We start from the raw sequence: 19,918 nt of genomic DNA, 5'->3' as shown, positions 1-19,918 counted from the left end.
TGCATTATCTTTCGTAAAGCGCATTAATTTTTTGCTGGTAATGTTGCCAAATCACGTCTCTACGGTTTCTGCCGTTAGCCGTAAGCTGTTGGTTGCTTAGCGTAAATGGCTCATCGGCTGGCAGCCATTGCGTGATTCTGGCGTAGTCTGGCAAGCCATGATTGATGCTTTGTATCGTGGCTTTAATCTGCTCTGTGGTGCTGTTTTTTCCGGGTACGATAATTGCGGTGTTCCAAGGCTTTGCCTCGCCAAACAAGGCCGCCTGCGCGATGCCGGGCGAAATGGTCAGCTCACGCTCCACCCACTCTGGCGACACATTGCGCCCGAATGAAGTAATAAAAATATTCTTCTTACGGCCAGAAATTACCAAATAGCCATCTGCATCAAGGTAGCCAATATCTCCGGTGTAAATCTGCGGCGCATGGGTGGCGGTTTGCCCTACGTAGCCTAAGTAAGCATTGCCGCTCACCACAACTTCATGCTCGTCTGTAAAGCTTACGCTTAGATGTGGCAACACCTTACCCACCGTACCAATTTTATTAAACGCAGGGGTATTGAGCGCTACCACTGATGCGCACTCAGAGAGGCCGTAGCCTTCGTAAACCGGTATCGATGCTTGCTGTGCGCGTTTAAGTAGCGCCGGCGACACGGATGCGCCGCCCACGGCCAAAAAGCGTAGGCTGCTGGGTAACTTGGCGCCTGCTTCTATTTGCTGCAGCATGGCATTGAGTAGCTCTGGGGTAAAAATCGCTGTAGAGGCCTGCGTTTTTATAAATGTATTGAGTAGTTTTTGAATATCTAGCCCGGTGGCGCGCGTTAGGCCGATGTCGCTACCCGGCAGTAATACACAGCAGGCACCGGCAAGCAATGGTGCGTAAACGCCAGCTACATTTTCTAATAAGGTAGCGAGTGGCAGTACGTTTAAATGAATATCGTCTGACGTTAATTTGGTAGCAACGGCAATAGAGCTTGCCACACTAAGCATGTTGTCTGCACTGAGGCACACGCCTTTCGGTGTGCCGGTTGAGCCAGAGGTGTAGGTGATTTTGGCAGTGTGAGCAGGTAACACCGTTTTTGCTGGCAACTTTAATACAAATTGGGTGAGCGTCTTTCCTGCCACTGTCCACTGTGTGTGGCTGGCAATGTTGTTTGCTAATAAGGGCTCAAACAGTTCTGGATGGTCGGTGATCACGATATCCGCACCTGCATCTGCAATAGCATGCAACCATTGTGTGTTTGAAAAAAACAACGGTAGTGGAATAAGGGGGATGTGGCTCGCTAACGCGGCTAAATCTAACACCACCCAAGCCGGATGGTTGTCTATCGCTAAGGCAATGGTTGGCTGCTCACTTAGGCATTGCCACATGTGTTGCTGTGCTGTAATCGCGGCCTGCAGTTCAGCATAGGTGAGCTGGCTATCAATGCCACGCAACGCAATTTTATTGCCATGCTGGACTGCATGTTTTGCGATAGCACTGATAACGATATTTTGCTGCATAGCGTTTATAGCTGAGCTATACCTCTTACCGCCACTACTTGTGGTGAGTTGTCGTAATAGCGCCCCCATGCACTTTGTTCTGTAGCTGTGAGACGTGATTTGTCCGCACTTTGTAGCGCATAAACATCGCGTCCACCTTTAATCAGGCCATTTTGCAGGCGGTGATGGGCAGTGGCTACGCACCACTCCACGTTATTATCCAAGCTGTATTGAATAACATGTGCGATGAGAACACCGGCATTACGTGGGTTAGATACCGCTAAATTACCAATTTCAGTAATTTGCTGGCGTGTAATTGCACGGTTAAAGTGGTTAGACATTACGGTTTCAATCGGTGCATCCAAATAGCGCTCTAGGAACAAGGGCTCTACATCTGCCTTGCGCATGCCAAATGCCGCGACTAGCTGGTTATTCTCGCCGCGTAGGCTGATGAGCTGTGGCATAAAGTGCTGTATGTCGGCGCCATAGGTGTGTGCGAATACATCATGAATAAATTGTTCAACCTCGCGGCGATCAGGCGCGCCTAGCTCAACGCTGGCAGCTTGGATATCGCTAGCAAGGTGGCGTTTGGCTGCGGCAAAGGGGCGGGTTTTATACGCAGCTTCTGCATTAAAAAATAATGGACTTGCATTAAAACTTAGGCTCAGCATATTGTCATTCACCTTCAATTAATCATATATAACCTAACGCAAGTAACGTGCCCATGCCTCAGTTTGTGAGGTATATCTACATCAATCATCTTATTAAGTAATTAAATGTATATATAAATCAACATGATATATATTCTAATGGATTGGCATTTAACCCTTTCAATCATATATTCATACCATCTGTCGCGTTGCCTGCACAAACAAAGTGCATGCAAAAATGGTATGTAGGTAAAGGCTGATAAATTTACATCATGCAAATATTGCACTTAATGAAGATAGTCAATTCAGCACGGTGCTATAAATTAATAATCTCTGAAATAACAGCTAGTTACTGCTCACGCCGAGCTGGTGCCTTAGAGCATTTTTGACATTGGGTTTATAGCTTTGGTGCCGGCGCTGAGTTTATTTTTTGGCAGGAACTCAGTGCGTGCTGGAGGTGTTTGAAAGTCTATGGGTGTTGATAGAGAAAACAGATGACGTTTTAATTGCATTTCAGCGTGGCAGGGTCGGCACTGGTGTCACCATTAGGTAATATCCATAGCACTGGTTTAACACGGCTATCCAGTTTGCAGGCATCCACATAGGCAATGCTACCCGCGGTTTCTTGCACGTAGCGGATGGCGGCTTCGTCCGAATATAGTACATGCGGCGGTGATACGCCGTGGAAATATAAGCCGTTCCAGTAATCACTTTGTGTATTTGGTAAGCTGCCTAAGATGCTGTTAGAGAAGTGCAGCCTAAGCGGGTTGTCTGGCGGCAGGTTAATGGGGTGAATGCGCTGGCCATGTGACCAGTAAGTTTTTTTGCGCCAATAAATGAGTTTGAGCTCGCCCACGCCAATACTTTTGATGGGATTGTCGTTCGCTACAATTACCGCAATCACGGTTTTATCTGCGGCATAGCTAGGCGTAGGCAGGCATAGGCTGCTGGCTACTAGCAAGATTGCAATCAGTAAGCGCATTAGAACAGCACCGCAAATGAAGCCAAAAAGCCACGAGCTGACTCAGGCTGGTCGCCACTGCCGCCGGTAAATTCCAGTTTAAGTAACTGGGTAGGCTTAACGCGCCAAGTGGCGCCTAACAGCCAGCGTTGCTGATGACCTTCGTCAGGGCGCTGATAGGTTTCAACACGTGTAATGCCATACCAGTTGGTGCCGATGGGCAGGGGGATTGCCGTTTGCAGGTAGGCGCCATAGCCACTGCTGTTGTTATGTGCATCCCAGCGTTGGAACGCCTCACCTAATATTTCAATGTCGCGGTAGTGCGTAAGGAAGTCTAGCCCCAGCATATGATAACGAGTGCTAGTGGTGTTTTTTTCTTCAAACGACATTAAGTTCACACCGATATTGGCCTGCTGACCAAATGCAATACGTGCACCCTTGGTGTTTTTGAACTTTAGCTCGTCCTGACTGATATCTTGGTCTTTGAGTGTTTCTATAAATACGGAGTATTCGAGCGCGCTTTTATCCAGCGAAATAGCGCCAAAGGTCATGACGCCATTAATTGCCGTTGGAAACAGCCTGCTGGTTGCAATGGGACGTGAGCTTGTCCATACCAGCGGCGAGGCGTGAAGCTGGTTCCAGCGGCCGGTAGGGGTGAGGAAGCGCCCGCCACGCAGGTTGATGTTGTCTGACAAGTTGTAATCCAGATAAAAGCGCTCTAAATCAATATTGCTTTGTTTGCTGTGGAACTTGTTATCATCATCCCAAGTAAGCGGCTTTTCTAACTCTAGTTCACCAAAAAACTTAAAGCGGCTTTCGTTTTCCCAAGTCAAAATCAGGCTGATTTCGTTAATGGCGGCGCTCGCTTCTGATTCACGCGGCACCGTAATGCCTGCACTGCTGTAGCCGCCCAGTCTAAAGCCATCCATCACACCTTTTTGTGATGTGGGTGGCTGCTCTGCATAGGCAACCTTGCACAGCAGCAGTAGCACGGCTACACTGCTGATACGGAATTTATTGATTAGAGGCATGGATGCTCCAGGCTTTAAAATCAGCGATAATTTTTGAAATTAAATGCATACGCGGATTATATTCGATATCCATTGCAAAGCGTTGCGGCAGGTCAATAGCTGAGTAATACTGCTCATCTATGCTGCGTTAATCATAGGTGCTTAAGCACAGGCGAAATACTTTGAATCTATCCACCGTAAAATCAATGTCAGTTAAGAAATTGCTCTTATTGGGTTTCTTAATGACGGCACTGCTGCCTATGCTGATAGTGACAGTGCTTACCTTTTACGAGGCGCGTACCGTGCTCAGGGAAGAAATAGCGCGCGATATGCAAACACGCGCTAATGCAGCCTCACGCCAAGTGGATAACATGATGTTTGAGCGGTTGCAGAATCTTGCTTCCTGGAGCCGCCTGGAAATTATGGATGAAGTGGTGATTGGCGACTTTGACAAGCGCTTATCTAACTTTCTCAATGAGCTTAAAGTAAGCTATCACGGGGTTTATCAGTCGATTTATGTTGTGAATAATCACAATGTGATCGTGGCTTCCAGCCAGCCCGCCGATATTGGCAAGCCCAATGCCAGTGTGCCGTTATGGCTACAAATTTCGTTTGCCAATCGTATTGTGCGCTTGTCTCAGCTACAGCAGCACAAGTTGCGCATGGCCAGTGATATTCTGGATGCCAATCAACATAAAGTGGGTACTTTATGGGTGGTTTTTGATTGGAGCGCAGTCACCAGAATCTTGGAAAGCACCGCTAATCAGGGCAGTGCCGCTGCCTTGATCAATCTGGATGACCCGCATCCGGCAACGCGCGTGCTGGCAGAAACGCAGCACTGGAAGAAAATCGTGGCGGCTCATGATATTTCTGTCGATTCGGTATTGCAGCCTGCTGCCGAGCCGCCAATATTTAACTGGATTGTGTCAATTGCACAGTATCGCTCAGTGGTGATGGCACCAGTGCATCGTATGGGTTATATGTTTATTCTGCTGTTGATTATTACCGGTTTACTCGCTGCTACGTTTGCCGCGCCATTGTCGGCACGTATTACCCGGCCGCTGGCTAGGCTGACGGATTATGCCAATCACTTTATGCGCGCCACCAATGGGGCGCCGCCCAAGGTGGACGGGCCGACAGAGGTGCGGGCATTGTCCAACGCGTTTAGCAAAATGATGGATGATTTAACCCTATCTAAAGAAAACCTGACCCGCGCCGCCAAGCTGGCAGTGGCAGGTGAAATGGCGGCGGCGATGAGCCACGAGATTAGAACGCCGCTGGGGATATTACGCTCATCTGCCCAAGTGCTGGCACGTGAAAAGAAACTGAGCCCGGAAGGGCAAGAGGTGGTGGCGTTTATCAATATGGAAACTGAACGTTTAAATAAATTGGTGTCTACGTTAGTGGATTCTGCGCGTCCACGTCCGCCTGAATTTGCGCTGCATGATTTAGTGCCGATGGTAGAGCATGCGGTGGCGATGCTGCGTATGCAGGCCAATAAAAAGGATGTTAATCTGGCCGTGGTGCTGCCTCAGCCCTCTGTAGCCGGCGCTGTAAGCCGGGTGCTGGTAGAGTGCGATGCCGAGCAAATGACACAAGTGCTGCTGAATTTGCTCTTGAATGCGATTCAAGTGCTGCCGGCTGGGGGCAAGGTGGTGGCGTCTATTATCGATGCAGCAGACCATGTCATTATTAGCGTGGCCGACAATGGGGCGGGTGTGACCGAAGCGCAAAAAGAGCAGATATTTGACCCATTCTTTACGCAGCGTCCGGGTGGTATCGGTTTAGGACTGGCAGTGTCCAAGCAGATAGTAACCGCTCACTTTGGAACGCTGGCCGTTGACAAAAGTACATTGGGCAGTAGCGGTGCAGATTTTAGAATTGAACTACCAAAACGACAGCTGTTGCAAGATGCGGCATCATAAGAAAAGTGAAATGGCAAAGTGAGATTATGTCAGACAGTACCAAATATATATTAGCCGTAGATGATGAGCCCAGCATGCTGCGCCTGCTGGAGATTAGTCTGCGTCAGGCTGGCTATCAGCCACTCACTGCCAAAGATGGGCGTGAAGCGTTGGATGTGATTAATGCACAAAAGGTGGACTGCGTAGTCACCGATTTACATATGCCGCGCATGGATGGCCTGCAGCTCCTGAAAGAGGTGCGTAAAACCGATGCCGAATTACCTGTGATTATTGTGACGGCACAAGGCGAAATTAACTCAGCGATTGAGGCCATGAAAAATGGCGCGTCCGATTACATTCTGCGCCCGTTTGATTTAACCGAGTTGGAGTTGGCAATTAAGCGCGCCCTGTCTTTTTCACGTTTAGTGGTTGAAAATAGATTCCTGCGTGAAGATAAAGCAGTTGGTACCGGTTTGATTGGCAATAGCCCTGCGATGCAGCACTTGGCTGAATCTATCCGTCAGGTATCACCCGAAAAAGCAACAGTGCTGGTAGCGGGTGAAACCGGCACCGGCAAAGAGTTGGTGGCGCGTGCCATTCATGCTGCTTCACCACGTAGCAATGCATTATTTGTTGCCGTGAACTGCGCGGCGATTCCGCATGAAATGTTGGAGTCTGAGCTGTTTGGGCACGAAAAGGGCGCATTTACCGGTGCGGTGAAAGAACGCATTGGCAAGTTTGAATTAGCCGATGGCGGCACTTTGTTTTTGGACGAAGTGACTGAAATGCCGATGCAATTGCAAGCTAAGCTGTTGCGTGCACTGCAGGAAAACGTAATTGAGCGCCTAGGCGGCAATCGCCCGATTGCTGTGGATATTCGCGTGGTGGCGGCGACTAATCGCAACCCGCGTGATGCGATTAAAGACGGCAAGCTGCGCGAAGACTTATATTACCGCTTAAATGTGTTCCGTATAGACTTGCCAGCGCTTAAAGCGCGTAAGTCGGATATCGAGCTGTTGGCCACCCACTTTCTGGCTAAGCGTCGCGTAGAAATTTCGGCACAAGCGGTGCAGGTGCTAATGCAATATGATTGGCCGGGTAATGTGCGCGAGTTGGAAAATGTATTAGAGCGCGCGGCAATTATTAGCGGTAATCAGCTGATACAGCCGCAGCATCTGCCTGCTGAAATGCTCAATAGCACTAGTGAGTTCATTGCTGCCACTGCGTTAGGCCATGATGCAGCGATTGCCGAAGCGCCGCACAACCCGCTTTGTTTACCCAACGCAGTGGAACAGTTAGAGCGTCAGCTGATTGCCCAAGCGCTGGCGCAGACCAATGGCAACAAAAGCAAGGCAGCAAAAGTGCTGGAAATTAGCGAGCGTTCCTTATGGTATAAGCTCAGCCAATACGGCATTAGCTAGCACGCTAGTTTGCCAGGCTTGTACACAGTATGGATTAGCGTAAAAGTACCTTAGCCAATAAGCACTTGCGTTATAATTAACATTAAATAAAACCCATTAGAGTAATCAACATGACACAAACAGCAAAAACAGTAGAAAGTGCTCAATTTAATATCGGTGAAGCTAGGTTTAACATGATTGAGCAGCAAATTCGCACTTGGGAAGTATTAGACCCGGTAGTGCTATCCGTGCTGGATGCCGTGCCGCGTGAAAAGTTTGTTGCAGAGTCTCAAGTGGGTTTAGCTTTTGCGGATGTAGAACTACCTATCGGTGAAGGCCAAACCATGCTGTCACCTAAGCTGGAAGGCCGTATTCTGCAAGCGCTGAATATTAAAAAGACCGATAAAGTATTGCTAGTTGGCACCGGCAGTGGTTATTTGGCTGCGTTACTGGCTACTTTGGCACAGCATGTACACGCTGTTGAAATTTATCCAGAGCTATCTAATACCGCGCAATATCGTTTGCAAGCGCAGGGTATTCATAACGCTACGCTATACGTAGGCGATGGCGTAAATGGATTTGCAGCTGCTGCACCGTATGATGTCATCGTGTTTGCTGGCTCATTGCCACTACGCCCGATAGCTGCAGAAAAAATGCTAAACGTTGGTGGCCGTCTGTTTGCAGTAGTAGGCAATACGCCGATTATGGAAGCCACGGTAACTGAACGTGTGAGCGAGGCTTCATTCCGCCATGAAACGATTTTTGAAACCTGCTTGCCAGTGCTGGAAAACGCGCCACAGGCCACTAAGTTTGCTTTTTAATTACAAGTCATTGATTAACGCCTACGTTGAATATGCTTAGAGTCTTGATTAAATGCATGGTGTTGTGGTCAGTATTGGTGTCTTGCGCCCATGCTGATGACAAAGCTTATTCACTGATAGAGGTTTATCAGCAAGCGCTGGCTAATGACCCCACGCTGGCCTCAGCCTTGAGTGCCAATCAGGCAGCACAAGAAACCATAGAGCAAGCCAAGGCTTTGTATCGCCCCACGGTTAATTTAAACGCAGCAGCTACCGCCACGCAGTCTGACCTTAAGTATCTATCCGGTGCCAGTCCATTTAGAGTGCAAGGGCGTACCAGCTACGAAGGCTATAGCTATGGCGTAGAGGCGCGCCAGCCCATTTATCGTAAAGATAGCCTGGTGCAGATTGACCAAAGCAAAGTAAAGGTTAGTCAGGCAGATAAGCAGTTGAACCTTAGTAAGCAAGATTTGATTTTACGCGTGACGCAGGCTTACTTTGATGTACTGCTGGCGCAAGACAAAATAGACTTAATCATTGCGCAAAAAGCCACCATCCTCAGCCAGCTGGAGCAAGCCAAGGCTAATTTTGAGGTGGGGACTGCCACAATTACCGATGTGAACGAGGCGCAAGCGCGCTATGACCTGGTGTTTGCACAGGAAATTGCAGCGGTGAACGAGCATCAGATTGCACAGCGCGCGGTGCAAGCCATTACCGGCCAATCGCCACAGCGCTTGGCTAGCGTTAAACCAGACATGGCGGCCACCAGCCTGACGCAGGGTGTGGATAAGTGGCTAGAAGTTGCCAGTCAAAACAACTTAAATCTGCAGATTCAGCAGGATGCATTGGCGCTTTCTGCGCAAGAAGTAGAGCGTTTAAATGCAGGGCATCTACCTACATTGGATGCCGTGGCGAATTATAACGACAATTACAGCAATGGCAGTGCAAACGGCATTGGCAGTGAGCTTAAAACCGCGGTCATCGGTTTGCAATTGCAAATCCCATTGTATCAGGGCGGTGCAGTCAGTTCACGCGTGCGCCAAGCCGTGCTCAACCAGCAAAAAGCGCAAGACGATGTGCAAATCGCACGTCGTAGCGCAGAGCTTGAAACACAGCGCGCTTACCTTAATTTAAGCTCCAGTATTGCGCAGGTAAAGGCCTACGAGCAGGCGCTGGTGTCTAGCCAAAGCCAGGTAGACTCTACCAAGCTAGGTTATGAGGTAGGTGTGCGCACCAGTGTGGACGTACTGAATGCGCAGCAACAGCTGTTTAGCGCTAAGCGTGATTTATTGCAGGCACGTTATAGCTATCTGGTGAATATCATCCGCCTGAAAGCAATTTCTGGCGTAGTGGCCGAGGTAGACTTAGCTGATATTAACCAGCAACTGGTGGTTGCGGGAGTACAATAATATGGATGTTCACAATAAAGCGAATGTCGCGCTAAGCCAGCTGGTAGTGGTGGACGTACAAACCAAGTTAGCCGTAGTGATGGCAGCAAACGACATGCAGGCTGTGCTTAAAAATTGCGGCATATTGCTGCAAGCTGCCAATATGCTCAATGTAGCCGCGATTATTACTGAACAATACCCTCAAGGCTTGGGCCATACCGTGCCTGAACTATCCGCGGTGAGCCCGCATACCCACGCAGTAGAAAAAGTAAGCTTCTCTTGCTTGGCTGAACCTAAATTTAGCCGCCAATTAACGCGTGATCATGCACAAGTGGCGCTGGCGGGGATGGAAGCGCATATTTGCGTACTGCAAACCGCGCTGGATTTAATCGCCATTGGTAAGCAGGTGTTTGTGGTGGAAGATGCCATCATCTCGCGCAACCCTGCAAATAAAGCAAATGCCATTGCGCGTATGCGCAGCGCCGGCTGCATTATCACCAATACCGAATCGCTAGTGTTTGAGTGGCTAGGGGTGGCGCAGGGCGATGCATTTAAGGCGATTAGCAAGCTGATTCGCTAACGCTTGAATTTAAGGGGCGCCGTTAGGTGTCTCGCTTGTATGTTTAAAGCCACACTGGCTACATTTTAACTGCTCTTTCTTAGAGTAGCCCACCATGTAATAAAGACCAAAAGCAACAAATCCACCAAGCAATACTAAACCACGTAAAACATGGCTTGAGAATAAAAACAAACTAAGAAAACCAAAAACAAGAGAGCCAACGACTAAAGTGCCCGCTATATCGATGGCACTAATTTCTTTATTTTTCGTAAACTCCAGCGGAGTTTCGCGCTTAGGGCATTTCAATAAATTACTCATTTAAGTCTAACGTCTGAACGATGGGTTAGAACGCAAGGTTATTTTTCACGCACGACCATACCCGAAAGTACATAGCGCTCTATTCCGTCGATGATGGTTGAGTAAACCCTCATCGTTTTCAAGTTAATTACTTGAGAAACGGTGATACCGGTTTTTTCTACCCATGTAGCAAAGTAAATTTTGTCAGCCACCTTAAAACGCTCTGGCTTTTCTAATCCACTAGCGCCTTTTTCTGAGCCTTCTATGCACGCCCATGACATTGATTTAGCATCATTAACCGTAACACGGTAAACATTGCCTCCCTCATACTTATAAAGAAACTGCCCCATATATGCATCAGCAGCGTGAGCCATAGAGGTAAAGGCTGATAACAATAAGCATGCAAACAACAACTGCATCCGTTTCATATATATTTTCCTAATTTAGGTTTACTTTGTAATATAAGCCTGCACTATGTCTAAGGTTTTTTGTGTGGCGCCGCGGTTTTGTGCGCTAAATTGAATGCTGGCATCGCACATGGCCTGTCTTTGTTGCTCGTGCGCAAATAATTGCTGTAGTTTTTGGCTTAGTTCTTCTACATTCTGCACCCGGTTAGCCGCGCCAGCCGCTATGGCCATTTTGGAGGCTTCTTCAAAGTTAAAGGTATGTGGGCCTACCAATACGGGTTTGCCCATGCTACAGGCTTCAATCAGGTTTTGCCCGCCCAGTGGCAGCAAGCTGCCGCCGATAAAGGCAATATCGCAGCTGGCATAATAAGTGAACATTTCCCCCATCGAATCACCTAATAAGTAACGTGTGTCGTCTGGTACCGCCGCATCGTTAAGTGTGGAACGGCGCATGAAGGGTTGGTTGGCTTTTTTCAGCAGCTCGGCCACTGCATCAAAGCGCTGCGGGTGCCTAGGCACAATAATCGTGAGTAAGTTGGGGATATTGGCTTGGTTCACCGCATCAATAATCAAGCTTTCTTCACCATCGCGCGTGCTCGCGGCTAAAAACACCGGGCGTGCTGTGCCTAATTGTTGGCGTAACTGCTCCCCTAAGCTATGTGCGGTTGCATGTGGGGCAACGTCAAATTTGATATTGCCGGTAATGCTTACCTCTGCGGCGCCTAAATCTTGCAGGCGGCTGGCATCGGCTTCGGTTTGCGCAGCAATCGCGCTTAAGTTTTGCAAACCTTGCGTTAAGAGCTGGCCTAGTTTGGCATAACCCGTGGCAGACTTTTCTGAGAGTCTGGCATTTACTAACATCACAGGGATATTGCGTTGCTTGCAGCCCACAATCAGGTTAAACCATAGCTCGGTTTCCATCAGTGCGCCTACCACCGGTTTAAAGTGCTGTAAAAAGCGGGCAACTGCAAATGGTACATCGTAGGGTAAATAAACCCGCGTAACGCTATTTCCAAACAGCTGCTCGCTAGTGGCGCGGCCAGTGGGTGTAGTGTGTGTCAGCAATAACTGGTGTGTTGGGTATTGGTTCAATAAGGCTTTAATCAGCGGCTCTGCGGCACGTGTTTCACCAACCGAAACGCAATGCAGCCAAATCACAGGCTTTTGTACTGGTGCCTGATAAAAGCCATAGCGCTCACGCCAGTGCTGTAAGTACTCTGGCTGCTTTCTGCCGCGCCAAAGTAGCTTAAGTGGCGTGAATGGCAGCAATAAATAGAGTAAGCATGTGTAGAGGTTGCGCGTCATTTTGTTTATTGGTATTGGGCAGGTGCAATATAGAGTTGTTGTATTTTCGCATAAATTTTTTCATATAGTTTTTTAAGTGCATCGCAGCAGATTTAATTTGCTAATTTGCCCTAAGCCAGCGCCGGTGCGGCCTTGAAATTTGGCAAGAGAAATTTGCAGTTTTAGATAAAAATATTTATAGAAAAACAGCTTGACCTACCACTACAGAATGATTAAATTACTAAAAAAACACAATATATAGTGGTTAATGCTTAGTTGTGGTGGTGTTAAAAAGTTAGTGTGTGCTTACCACCTCCAACTACATTGCCGTTAAATAATACAGACTTATCTCATTGTTTTATCGCTGATTTAAGTCTAACAATAAAGAGGGTTAAATAATGCTAAAAGCCGTAGATGCTGCTAAGAATTCAAGTACAGATGTTGAAAAAGAAATTCCGGTTCAGCCTGTTTCACTTGATATTTGGGATAAAAAATATCGTTTGAAATCTAAGCAGGGCGAAAATGTTGATGCAGACATGGATGCCTCCTATCTGCGCGTAGCACGTGCTTTAGCCGATGTAGAAACCACCGAAGAAAAACGTGCTGAATGGCATGAAAAATTCTTATGGGCATTGCGCCGTGGTGCTATCCCTGCTGGCCGTATTACTTCAAACGCAGGTGCGTTGGAGCATAAACCAGCGACCTCTACCATCAACTGTACTGTTTCTGGCGTAATCTCAGACAGCATGGATGATATTTTAGGCAAAGTACACGAAGCAGGCTTAACCCTAAAAGCAGGTTGCGGTATTGGTTACGAGTTCTCTACCTTGCGTCCAAAAGGTGCGTTTGTAGCGGGTGCCGGCGCTTACACCAGCGGTCCATTATCTTTCATGGATATCTACGACAAAATGTGCTTCACCGTATCTTCTGCGGGTGGCCGTCGTGGTGCGCAAATGGCAACCTTTGATATCTCACACCCAGATGTGACAGACTTCATCAAAGCAAAACGTGAAAATGGCCGTTTACGCCAATTCAACTTGTCATGCTTAATCACTAAAGAGTTCATGGAAGCAGTAAAAGCGGATGCTGAATGGAAACTAGCATTCCCTGTGACTGAAAAAGAATCCATTATCGATGGCTTGAATGTAAACGACGAAAGCCAAGTAGTATGGCGCGAGTGGCCAATCAAGGGTAAATACCTGACTAAAACTGAGGGTGTAGATGCAGGTAAAGTAGCATGCCGCGTGTACAAAACCATCAAAGCACGCCGTTTGTGGGATGTGATTATGTCCTCAACCTACGACTTTGCTGAGCCAGGCTTCATTTTGATCGACCGCGTGAATGAAATGAACAACAACTGGTTCTGCGAAAACATCCGCGCAACCAACCCATGCGGCGAGCAACCATTGCCACCTTATGGCGCATGCTTGCTAGGTTCAGTAAACCTCACCCGTTTTGTGAAAAAGCCATTCACCGATGAAGCCTACTTCGACTGGAAAGAATACCGCGAAGTAGTAGCGATTTTCACGCGTATGCTAGATAACGTGGTTGAAATCAATGGCTTGCCATTACAACAACAGCGCGATGAAATCATGCGCAAACGCCGTCACGGCATGGGCTACCTAGGTTTAGGTTCTAGCCTCACCATGATGAAAATGAAATACGGTGAAGAAGATTCAATCAAGTTCACAGAAGAAGTAACACGCGTGATGGCTGAAGAAGGCTGGAGCGTAGGTGTGCAATTGGCCGAAGAAAAAGGCGCAGCACCGATCATGGACGAGAAGTTTGAAGTAACAGCAGACATGCTGGCAAAACGCCCAGAAATGGCGGCAGACGGTATTAAAGTTGGCCAAAAAATCGCAGGTAAAGTATTGCTAGGTAAATACAGCCGCTACATGCAGCAGTTCCCAGAAGGCTTGCGTAACCAAATTGCAGCTAAAGGCGCACGCTTCACGCACCATAGCTCAATCGCGCCTACAGGCACTATTTCATTGTCATTGGCTAATAACGCAAGTAACGGTATCGAGCCATCATTCGCGCACCACTATGCACGTAACGTGATTCGTGAAGGTAAAAAATCAAAAGAGAAAGTAGACGTGTTCTCTTATGAGTTGCTAGCTTACCGTGAGTTGATCAACCCAAATGCAATGCCATTTAGCGACAAGCCAGAAGAGCAATTACCGGATTACTTCTTGGATTCTTCAACCATCATGGCTAAAGCGCATGTGGATATCCAAGCTGCATCACAAAAATGGATTGATAGCTCAATTTCAAAAACCATTAACGTGCCTACAGATTATGACTTTGAAGACTTCAAAAACATCTATCTATACGCATACGATAAAGGCCTAAAAGGTTGCACAACCTTCAGATTCAACCCTGAAGCGTTCCAAGGCGTATTGGTGACAGAAAAAGACTTAGAAAGCACCACTTACAAATTTACCTTAGAAGACGGCACAGAGATTGAAGCCAAAGGTAATGATGAGATTGAATATGATGGTGAGATTCATAGCGCAGCTAACTTGTACGATGCATTAAAAGAAGGTTACTACGGAAAGTTCTAATCATTAAAACGGCTGCGCTCGCGATTGCGTTGTTAAAAATCAGTTTTAAATCCTCATGTACTATTTGTACACTCCGGTTCAAAACTGATTTCCGCCTAGCACTCGCATCGCTCGCTACGTTTTACTGATTGAATTAGTTTAAATAGCAATAAGCCGTCATTGACTTAAAGCTAGACAACAAGCAACTACGGAACGGGAAAGCCAAAAAGACCCCACAGGAGACCAAACATGGCGATTAAAATTGAAAAGAAAATTGTTAGCTACAACCTAGTGTCAGAAGAAGACAAAGCAAAAGCTGCCGAAGCCAAAGTAGCAGAAGCTAGCACTAACGTTGTACAACTAGGCGAGCCACTAGGCCGCCCAGAGAAATTGGTGGGCAACACCTACAAAATTAAAACCCCAGTAACCGAACACGCGCTTTACATCACCATTAACGATATCGTGATGAACGAAGGCACGCTACAAGAGCACCGCCGCCCGTTTGAAGTGTTTATCAATTCCAAAAACATGGAGCACTTTCAATGGATTGTTGCACTAACACGCGTGATGTCAGCCGTGTTCCGTAAGGGCGGCGATGTGACTTTCTTGGTAGAAGAGCTTAAAAGCGTATTTGAACCAAGCGGCGGCTACTTCAAAAAAGGCGGCAAGTTTGTACCTAGCCTAGTGGCAGAAATCGGTGAAGTGGTAGAACAACACCTGCAAGAAATCGGCATGCTTAAAAAGCCAGGTTTAGATGAACACCAACAAAAACTGGTAGAAGAGAAAAAAGCAGAATACTTGGAAAAGCACGCTAAATCAGGTGAAGAAGTGAACGAAGAAGGCTTCCCAAAAGGTGCGCAGCTTTGTAAGAAGTGTAATACCAAAGCTAGCATTATTATGGATGGATGCTTAACTTGCTTGAATTGTGGTGAGAGTAAGTGCGGTTAAATTAAAAAAGGAGCTTTGGCTCCTTTTTTTTGTGCGACACCCCATAAGCGACTAGTTCTACCTCATAAGTTGCTAGTACCAACCGCATAAAGCACTAGTAATAAAGCCTGATAATTCAGGCTTTATTTATATCTATTGAGAAAGGGATCCTGTCTGCCCAAAGCGGACATTCGTTGTTAACTTCCTATGAATGCAATTCTTCAATTACAATTAAATTAATCTATGCTCTGTCTCTATATTAATATTTCAATATAGAGACGCAGAAACAATAAAACTAAGAAAAGACAAGGAATGCCAGCCATGTGCTACGAACATTCAATAGTTAATATAGAGCCCATGAGTCTCTATAATAATTACTGTTAGAAATAATAAGGAGTAGTGATTTTAGGCAGACGGGTAGAGAGAGCTGTTCGATTCAGCGCCATCAGAAACCAGTGGAGGCAGTCGCATCATTTGGATTAGAAGTATCCCATTCAACAATGTCTGTAATTGAAGTTAAGGAGAACAATATGAAGAAAAATCGACCAATCCGTAGTACTGGTGTTTCCAGCAGTAAAACAAAAGTAAGTGTGAGGGCAAAAGTAACATCTGTCATCGCGGCTGCTTCGTTGGCTATGATGGTAGTGTTTGGTAACCACTCTGCCTAAAATCATTTCTAACTCATCATTCAAGCGGGACGCCTAAGGGCGCCCTTAATTCAAACGTTAGCTAAATATACATGTCCGCAGAAAATTCAAAATCAGACCGCTTTGCCAACCGCCTTCGCCGATACTCAAGTGTTGAAAGGTTGATGCTAATGCGTAATCTTGGTTATGGAGGTGCTGCCGCCTGTCTTGTGATTTTGTTCGGGTTAACTCAAGTTAGCATGAAAGAGCTTTGCATAAAAGTTAGTCTAATTTCAGTTTCTATAGCTCTTCCACTGTGGCTACTACTTGGCATTATTTACGAGTATTACATTTTTCTAGGTAAAGAAAGCTACCCTCATCTTCGCACCAAATTGACGCGTCGCTTCGTGCTGACTACGGCTTCTATTGCTGGAGTAGGTATAGTATTAGGTATTGGCGGCGTGATCTATTTCTTAATGCCTGAGGCGGCTTATATTTTTGTAGGCGTTGGCTTCATAGCCGTTGTTTTGGGCTGGGTATTTCAAACACTCTTAATGCGGTGGTGGTTTAGTAATGATGGCCCAGAACCTGAAGTTCAATAAAAATTGCTAACCCATCCATCCATCAAGCGGAACGCTTAATGGCGCCCCTTAATTCAATCGTTAGAGAGCTATATGAGCATCGAGATTCAGCATGACAAAGAAAGCGGAAAATGGTCGTTTTCATTTAAGCGCCACATTTTCGTTGCCCTTGGCCTGTTACTTGTAAGCAATGGGTTGCTTACACTTTCGGGGCCTTGGTGGCAAAGCATTTTTATTGGACTGCTTGGCAGTCTTAATATAACAATAAATGATACATACCAACTCATTCTAGGAGTTCTACAAGTAACCCTTGGCGTCGGACTACTTTCCTACAAGCATTTCATTATCGATAAGCATGCAGAAAGAAAAGAGAGCGACAAAAGAACCATTACTGCATCTCCACTTAAAATTGACGTTGTAAGGTACTACCTCACAAACCTAGTCGACGACCACTCATATGAATCTAGCTTTGATATAGCATTTCACAATGCATACACATACTTCAAAAAAGCAGAATCTGAGCTCCAACTAGAAGAGTCTAAGTACACATACAAAAAATTCACGGACGCAGCAGCGCAGCTCCACAATTTTGTCGCAGTCAATTTCTTTACTTTTCCTGAGGGTCGCTCAGCAACAGGCGAATATAGGTACTGCTTAGCACCACACCTAAATATGGATCGTGGGATGACATTCTATGATGCCGAAAAGATTGCTGAATATAATACATTGAAAACTGAGCTTCATGAGAGAGCCCTAAATACCAAGCAGTTATTTGAAGAGTTCGTAAGCAATTTAAAGAAATTTGGCCATGTGTAGTCCTTTAATTACATGTCCAAGTCGCTCGCTTCGCGAGCTCGGGACTGGCTAAAGATGGCCCCTTAACCAAGCATCAGGAAAACTCAATGGCTTCAGAAATCATAATTGATACAGATCGACTTCACATTTGTATTGGAAAGATCGTCGTTAAATTTCAGCTAATAGAAAATGTAATCGCAGAAATTTTAGCCTCATTATTGCAAATGCGCGAATCTGAAGATATCCATCGCGTTACTGCCGCTATGAGTTACGCACAGAAATTAAATTTAATGTGCGATCTTTATGACGACAGAAAGAATCCAAAACGGCCCCCGATAAATATTGAGAGCGCACGTAATGCACTGATGTCAGCTGAGACATTCAGAAACGCCGTTGTGCATTCGCTTTGGTTTGTCGGCGGAGAGGAAAGTCAGTGGATGCGTGCAAAGGCTAATCTTCGCAACGGAGGTAAGTTAAAAGTTATTACTGGTCCAGCAAATATCGAAGCTCTTGAAGAAGCAGTAAATTGTCTAAGCGTTATCGGCGATTGGTATCTCGGTCGTTCTGCTCAACTAGCTTCGGCTACGTGCTCACTAAATCAGTTGACCAAAGAGCTTAGCGCCCGTCAAAGTAAGACCTAACAAATGGATCAAGTTGTTCGCTTTGCCACAGGGAAAGGATAAAGCCCACCCGTTAACCAAACGTTGAGCGTCAACTTTGGACTGTGAGTTCAACCCTTAGCGGCCAGTTAAATAAAAGCTATGTCACACTACTCCACCATAGTTTATTGCACTTAAAATTTTCTTAACTTCCATAAGCCCAGAATCTGATTCAGCCATGTAAATTGGGGTCGCACCCAACACAAAGTTCTCTCTGTGTAACCATACATCAGCTATAGTTTTAGAACCAAACGTTTCAATAGCCATTGTTTCCAGTTCGTCGATACGAAGTTGTAAGTCTGATTTTGTTGTCATGTGCAAATCTCCTCGCGGAAGCAATGGTACTTGATTAACTAGCAGTTTAAAAACTCGAACCAATCAAATAAATTTATTTTGTCAAATCTAGCCGCCTAATTAGCGGCTTTTTTCATTTTCAAGTCACCTTTATGAACTGCCAGTTACAAATCAGTAACTGGCAGTTCATAAATTTACTTATTAATCAATATGTTAACATTTAATTTAAGTTGCATTAGTCTCAAGTTTAGTTTAATAATTAATTCTTTGCCTAGATTTGACAGGATTAAAACTCGTGCTAATTTGATTTTCAGACCACTCAGAAATTTTTTTTGGTGATTTGATTAGGCGGCAGTATTAAAAACTGCCATTTTCAGAAAGGAAGTACCGAAGAAAAGAAGCTGAATGAGTGAAGTAGCATAGATTATTAGGCTACTAAAATGCAAAAGACCCAAGCGGAATGCACTTGAGTCTGATGAATGTAATAAGCAATCCCTAGTCCCCACTAGTTAATTACATTCTACGACATCAGTATGTTTTGTCAAATTTAAGACGATAGTCTTGGCCCCCTTGCACCCTAAACTTTCTAATTAGTAAAAATGCTGATTAGCTAGATAGGACTCCCTACGCCTAAATTTCTGAGTTACTCCGTTTGATGCAAATTAGGAGTTAGCAATGAATCTATTAACAGCAGTACCGAAGATACAAATCATTTTCCCAAAAGATGGAAAAATCCGTAGTCGCAAAGTAGTTAAACGCTCCAATGCTCGTAACACTGGCAAGTACCCTAGCTGGAAAATGAAACGCATGATGCAGTGGGAATCAGTCCATGAAGGGAATGCGATGCGTATCCTTGATGCGACACCCCATGTCACTTCATTCACAGAACAGCCGTGTGAAATAATTTACACACTTAACGGTATGCAACATCGGCATTACCCAGATCTGATGGTGATTGAAGGTAATTATCGCGAGCTATGGGAAGTTAAAACTGAAGCGGATGCTAATAGTCCTGAAGTGGCTGAGCGGTCAGAGTTACTGACTAATGTCTTACCAGATTATGGATACACCTATCGTGTTGTGCTTGCAGAAGCTCTAGCCAAACAACCGCGGCTTGATAACGTAACACGCTTAAACAAGCTTGGACGCCAACCCATTTCTAGTCTTGAGCAAGAGCGCATCAGACGCCTATTTGCCAATGAGCCAGAGATGTCTTGGGGAATGTTTGAACAACAATCTACGCAAACATTACGCAATATTAGCCGCTTGATACTCCAAGGCATGCTCAGTATCGATTTTAATCAACCCATCAGTCCTGCTACTTCAATCCATAGCAACTTCAACGCACAACACTAG

At 46.0% G+C, this 19,918-nt stretch carries 20 protein-coding genes; 12 read left to right on the top strand and 8 right to left on the bottom strand.

Going from position 1 to position 19,918, the window contains the following annotated elements:
- Positions 1–4: 4 nt before the first annotated feature.
- The 4 genes from VGD82_RS04850 to VGD82_RS04835 form a co-directional block, all read right to left on the bottom strand.
- A complete protein-coding gene (locus VGD82_RS04850; RefSeq protein WP_331019330.1) occupies positions 5–1,498 on the bottom strand; it encodes an AMP-binding protein in 1,494 nt (497 codons plus the stop codon).
- Between the two features lie 5 nt (positions 1,499–1,503).
- A complete protein-coding gene (locus tag VGD82_RS04845) occupies positions 1,504–2,148 on the bottom strand; it encodes a thermostable hemolysin (RefSeq protein ID WP_331019329.1) in 645 nt (214 codons plus the stop codon).
- A gap of 481 nt (positions 2,149–2,629) precedes the next feature.
- Positions 2,630–3,109: a hypothetical protein gene (locus tag VGD82_RS04840; protein WP_331019328.1), complete on the bottom strand. Its 480-nt coding sequence runs from the start codon at positions 3,107–3,109 to the stop codon at positions 2,630–2,632.
- Positions 3,109–4,119 carry a hypothetical protein gene (locus tag VGD82_RS04835; protein WP_331019327.1) on the bottom strand — a complete coding sequence of 337 codons (1,011 nt, stop codon included), beginning with the start codon at positions 4,117–4,119 and terminating at the stop codon, positions 3,109–3,111. Before VGD82_RS04835 ends, VGD82_RS04840 begins: the two co-directional genes overlap by 1 nt.
- Before the next feature lie 221 nt (positions 4,120–4,340).
- On the opposite strand from VGD82_RS04835, the gene VGD82_RS04830 reads away from it, so the two are divergent.
- The 5 genes from VGD82_RS04830 to VGD82_RS04810 all read left to right on the top strand — a co-directional run bounded on the left by VGD82_RS04830 (position 4,341) and on the right by VGD82_RS04810 (position 10,170).
- Positions 4,341–6,023, top strand: a complete 1,683-nt coding sequence (locus VGD82_RS04830) for an ATP-binding protein (protein WP_331019326.1) — start codon at positions 4,341–4,343, stop codon at positions 6,021–6,023.
- A gap of 26 nt (positions 6,024–6,049) precedes the next feature.
- Positions 6,050–7,423, top strand: coding sequence for a sigma-54 dependent transcriptional regulator (locus VGD82_RS04825; protein ID WP_331019325.1), 1,374 nt, complete (start codon positions 6,050–6,052; stop codon positions 7,421–7,423).
- 110 nt (positions 7,424–7,533) lie between these two features.
- A complete protein-coding gene (locus tag VGD82_RS04820; protein WP_331019324.1) occupies positions 7,534–8,223 on the top strand; it encodes a protein-L-isoaspartate O-methyltransferase in 690 nt (229 codons plus the stop codon).
- 56 nt (positions 8,224–8,279) lie between these two features.
- On the top strand, positions 8,280–9,611 hold the full coding sequence (locus tag VGD82_RS04815) for a TolC family outer membrane protein (protein WP_331019323.1): 1,332 nt from the start codon (positions 8,280–8,282) through the stop codon (positions 9,609–9,611).
- Position 9,612: 1 nt separating this feature from the next.
- A complete protein-coding gene (locus tag VGD82_RS04810; protein ID WP_331019322.1) occupies positions 9,613–10,170 on the top strand; it encodes an isochorismatase family protein in 558 nt (185 codons plus the stop codon).
- A gap of 9 nt (positions 10,171–10,179) precedes the next feature.
- Here the strand turns inward: VGD82_RS04810 and VGD82_RS04805 are convergent, their stop codons facing one another.
- The 3 genes from VGD82_RS04805 to waaA are packed head-to-tail and all read right to left on the bottom strand — an operon-like array spanning position 10,180 to position 12,158.
- Positions 10,180–10,467, bottom strand: coding sequence for a hypothetical protein (locus VGD82_RS04805; protein WP_331019321.1), 288 nt, complete (start codon positions 10,465–10,467; stop codon positions 10,180–10,182).
- A 38-nt stretch (positions 10,468–10,505) separates the two neighbouring features.
- Positions 10,506–10,874: a MoaF-related domain-containing protein gene (locus tag VGD82_RS04800; protein WP_331019320.1), complete on the bottom strand. Its 369-nt coding sequence runs from the start codon at positions 10,872–10,874 to the stop codon at positions 10,506–10,508.
- A gap of 21 nt (positions 10,875–10,895) precedes the next feature.
- Positions 10,896–12,158 (bottom strand): lipid IV(A) 3-deoxy-D-manno-octulosonic acid transferase, encoded by a 1,263-nt coding sequence (waaA, locus tag VGD82_RS04795; protein ID WP_331019319.1) that lies wholly within the window; start codon positions 12,156–12,158, stop codon positions 10,896–10,898.
- A 377-nt stretch (positions 12,159–12,535) separates the two neighbouring features.
- Between waaA and VGD82_RS04790 the strand changes: the two genes are divergently transcribed.
- From VGD82_RS04790 to VGD82_RS04765, 6 genes are all read left to right on the top strand, one after another.
- Positions 12,536–14,701, top strand: a complete 2,166-nt coding sequence (locus VGD82_RS04790) for an adenosylcobalamin-dependent ribonucleoside-diphosphate reductase (protein ID WP_331019318.1) — start codon at positions 12,536–12,538, stop codon at positions 14,699–14,701.
- A gap of 228 nt (positions 14,702–14,929) precedes the next feature.
- Positions 14,930–15,628, top strand: a complete 699-nt coding sequence (locus VGD82_RS04785) for an NrdJb (protein WP_331019317.1) — start codon at positions 14,930–14,932, stop codon at positions 15,626–15,628.
- Between the two features lie 509 nt (positions 15,629–16,137).
- Positions 16,138–16,275 carry a hypothetical protein gene (locus tag VGD82_RS04780; RefSeq protein WP_331019316.1) on the top strand — a complete coding sequence of 46 codons (138 nt, stop codon included), beginning with the start codon at positions 16,138–16,140 and terminating at the stop codon, positions 16,273–16,275.
- 71 nt (positions 16,276–16,346) lie between these two features.
- Positions 16,347–16,835: a hypothetical protein gene (locus VGD82_RS04775; RefSeq protein WP_331019315.1), complete on the top strand. Its 489-nt coding sequence runs from the start codon at positions 16,347–16,349 to the stop codon at positions 16,833–16,835.
- Between the two features lie 72 nt (positions 16,836–16,907).
- Positions 16,908–17,630: a hypothetical protein gene (locus tag VGD82_RS04770; protein ID WP_331019314.1), complete on the top strand. Its 723-nt coding sequence runs from the start codon at positions 16,908–16,910 to the stop codon at positions 17,628–17,630.
- Between the two features lie 86 nt (positions 17,631–17,716).
- Positions 17,717–18,250: a hypothetical protein gene (locus VGD82_RS04765; RefSeq protein WP_331019313.1), complete on the top strand. Its 534-nt coding sequence runs from the start codon at positions 17,717–17,719 to the stop codon at positions 18,248–18,250.
- Positions 18,251–18,373: 123 nt separating this feature from the next.
- On the opposite strand, the gene VGD82_RS04760 is transcribed toward VGD82_RS04765, so the two are convergent.
- Positions 18,374–18,583: an MbcA/ParS/Xre antitoxin family protein gene (locus tag VGD82_RS04760; RefSeq protein WP_331019312.1), complete on the bottom strand. Its 210-nt coding sequence runs from the start codon at positions 18,581–18,583 to the stop codon at positions 18,374–18,376.
- Positions 18,584–19,237: 654 nt separating this feature from the next.
- Here VGD82_RS04760 and VGD82_RS04755 point away from each other — a divergent pair.
- Complete coding sequence (locus VGD82_RS04755) at positions 19,238–19,918, top strand: TnsA endonuclease N-terminal domain-containing protein (protein WP_331019311.1); 681 nt, start codon at positions 19,238–19,240, stop codon at positions 19,916–19,918.

Source organism: Methylotenera sp., assembly GCF_036401095.1.
Lineage (GTDB): Bacteria > Pseudomonadota > Gammaproteobacteria > Burkholderiales > Methylophilaceae > Methylotenera.
This window is presented reverse-complemented; position numbering and strand designations above follow the sequence as displayed.

Bases quoted from the DNA above. Each gene is read 5' to 3' on its own strand.
- VGD82_RS04835 (WP_331019327.1), bottom strand. From the start codon at position 4,119: ATGCCTCTAATCAATAAATTCCGTATCAGCAGTGTAGCCGTGCTACTG.
- VGD82_RS04820 (WP_331019324.1), top strand. From the start codon at position 7,534: ATGACACAAACAGCAAAAACAGTAGAAAGTGCTCAATTTAATATCGGT.
- VGD82_RS04805 (WP_331019321.1), bottom strand. From the start codon at position 10,467: ATGAGTAATTTATTGAAATGCCCTAAGCGCGAAACTCCGCTGGAGTTT.
- VGD82_RS04785 (WP_331019317.1), top strand. From the start codon at position 14,930: ATGGCGATTAAAATTGAAAAGAAAATTGTTAGCTACAACCTAGTGTCA.
- VGD82_RS04755 (WP_331019311.1), top strand. From the start codon at position 19,238: ATGAATCTATTAACAGCAGTACCGAAGATACAAATCATTTTCCCAAAA.
- waaA (WP_331019319.1), bottom strand. From the start codon at position 12,158: ATGACGCGCAACCTCTACACATGCTTACTCTATTTATTGCTGCCATTC.
- VGD82_RS04830 (WP_331019326.1), top strand. From the start codon at position 4,341: ATGACGGCACTGCTGCCTATGCTGATAGTGACAGTGCTTACCTTTTAC.
- VGD82_RS04845 (WP_331019329.1), bottom strand. From the start codon at position 2,148: ATGCTGAGCCTAAGTTTTAATGCAAGTCCATTATTTTTTAATGCAGAA.
- VGD82_RS04760 (WP_331019312.1), bottom strand. From the start codon at position 18,583: ATGACAACAAAATCAGACTTACAACTTCGTATCGACGAACTGGAAACA.
- VGD82_RS04850 (WP_331019330.1), bottom strand. From the start codon at position 1,498: ATGCAGCAAAATATCGTTATCAGTGCTATCGCAAAACATGCAGTCCAG.
- VGD82_RS04775 (WP_331019315.1), top strand. From the start codon at position 16,347: ATGTCCGCAGAAAATTCAAAATCAGACCGCTTTGCCAACCGCCTTCGC.
- VGD82_RS04780 (WP_331019316.1), top strand. From the start codon at position 16,138: ATGAAGAAAAATCGACCAATCCGTAGTACTGGTGTTTCCAGCAGTAAA.
- VGD82_RS04770 (WP_331019314.1), top strand. From the start codon at position 16,908: ATGAGCATCGAGATTCAGCATGACAAAGAAAGCGGAAAATGGTCGTTT.
- VGD82_RS04810 (WP_331019322.1), top strand. From the start codon at position 9,613: ATGGATGTTCACAATAAAGCGAATGTCGCGCTAAGCCAGCTGGTAGTG.
- VGD82_RS04765 (WP_331019313.1), top strand. From the start codon at position 17,717: ATGGCTTCAGAAATCATAATTGATACAGATCGACTTCACATTTGTATT.
- VGD82_RS04790 (WP_331019318.1), top strand. From the start codon at position 12,536: ATGCTAAAAGCCGTAGATGCTGCTAAGAATTCAAGTACAGATGTTGAA.
- VGD82_RS04840 (WP_331019328.1), bottom strand. From the start codon at position 3,109: ATGCGCTTACTGATTGCAATCTTGCTAGTAGCCAGCAGCCTATGCCTG.
- VGD82_RS04825 (WP_331019325.1), top strand. From the start codon at position 6,050: ATGTCAGACAGTACCAAATATATATTAGCCGTAGATGATGAGCCCAGC.
- VGD82_RS04800 (WP_331019320.1), bottom strand. From the start codon at position 10,874: ATGAAACGGATGCAGTTGTTGTTTGCATGCTTATTGTTATCAGCCTTT.
- VGD82_RS04815 (WP_331019323.1), top strand. From the start codon at position 8,280: ATGGTGTTGTGGTCAGTATTGGTGTCTTGCGCCCATGCTGATGACAAA.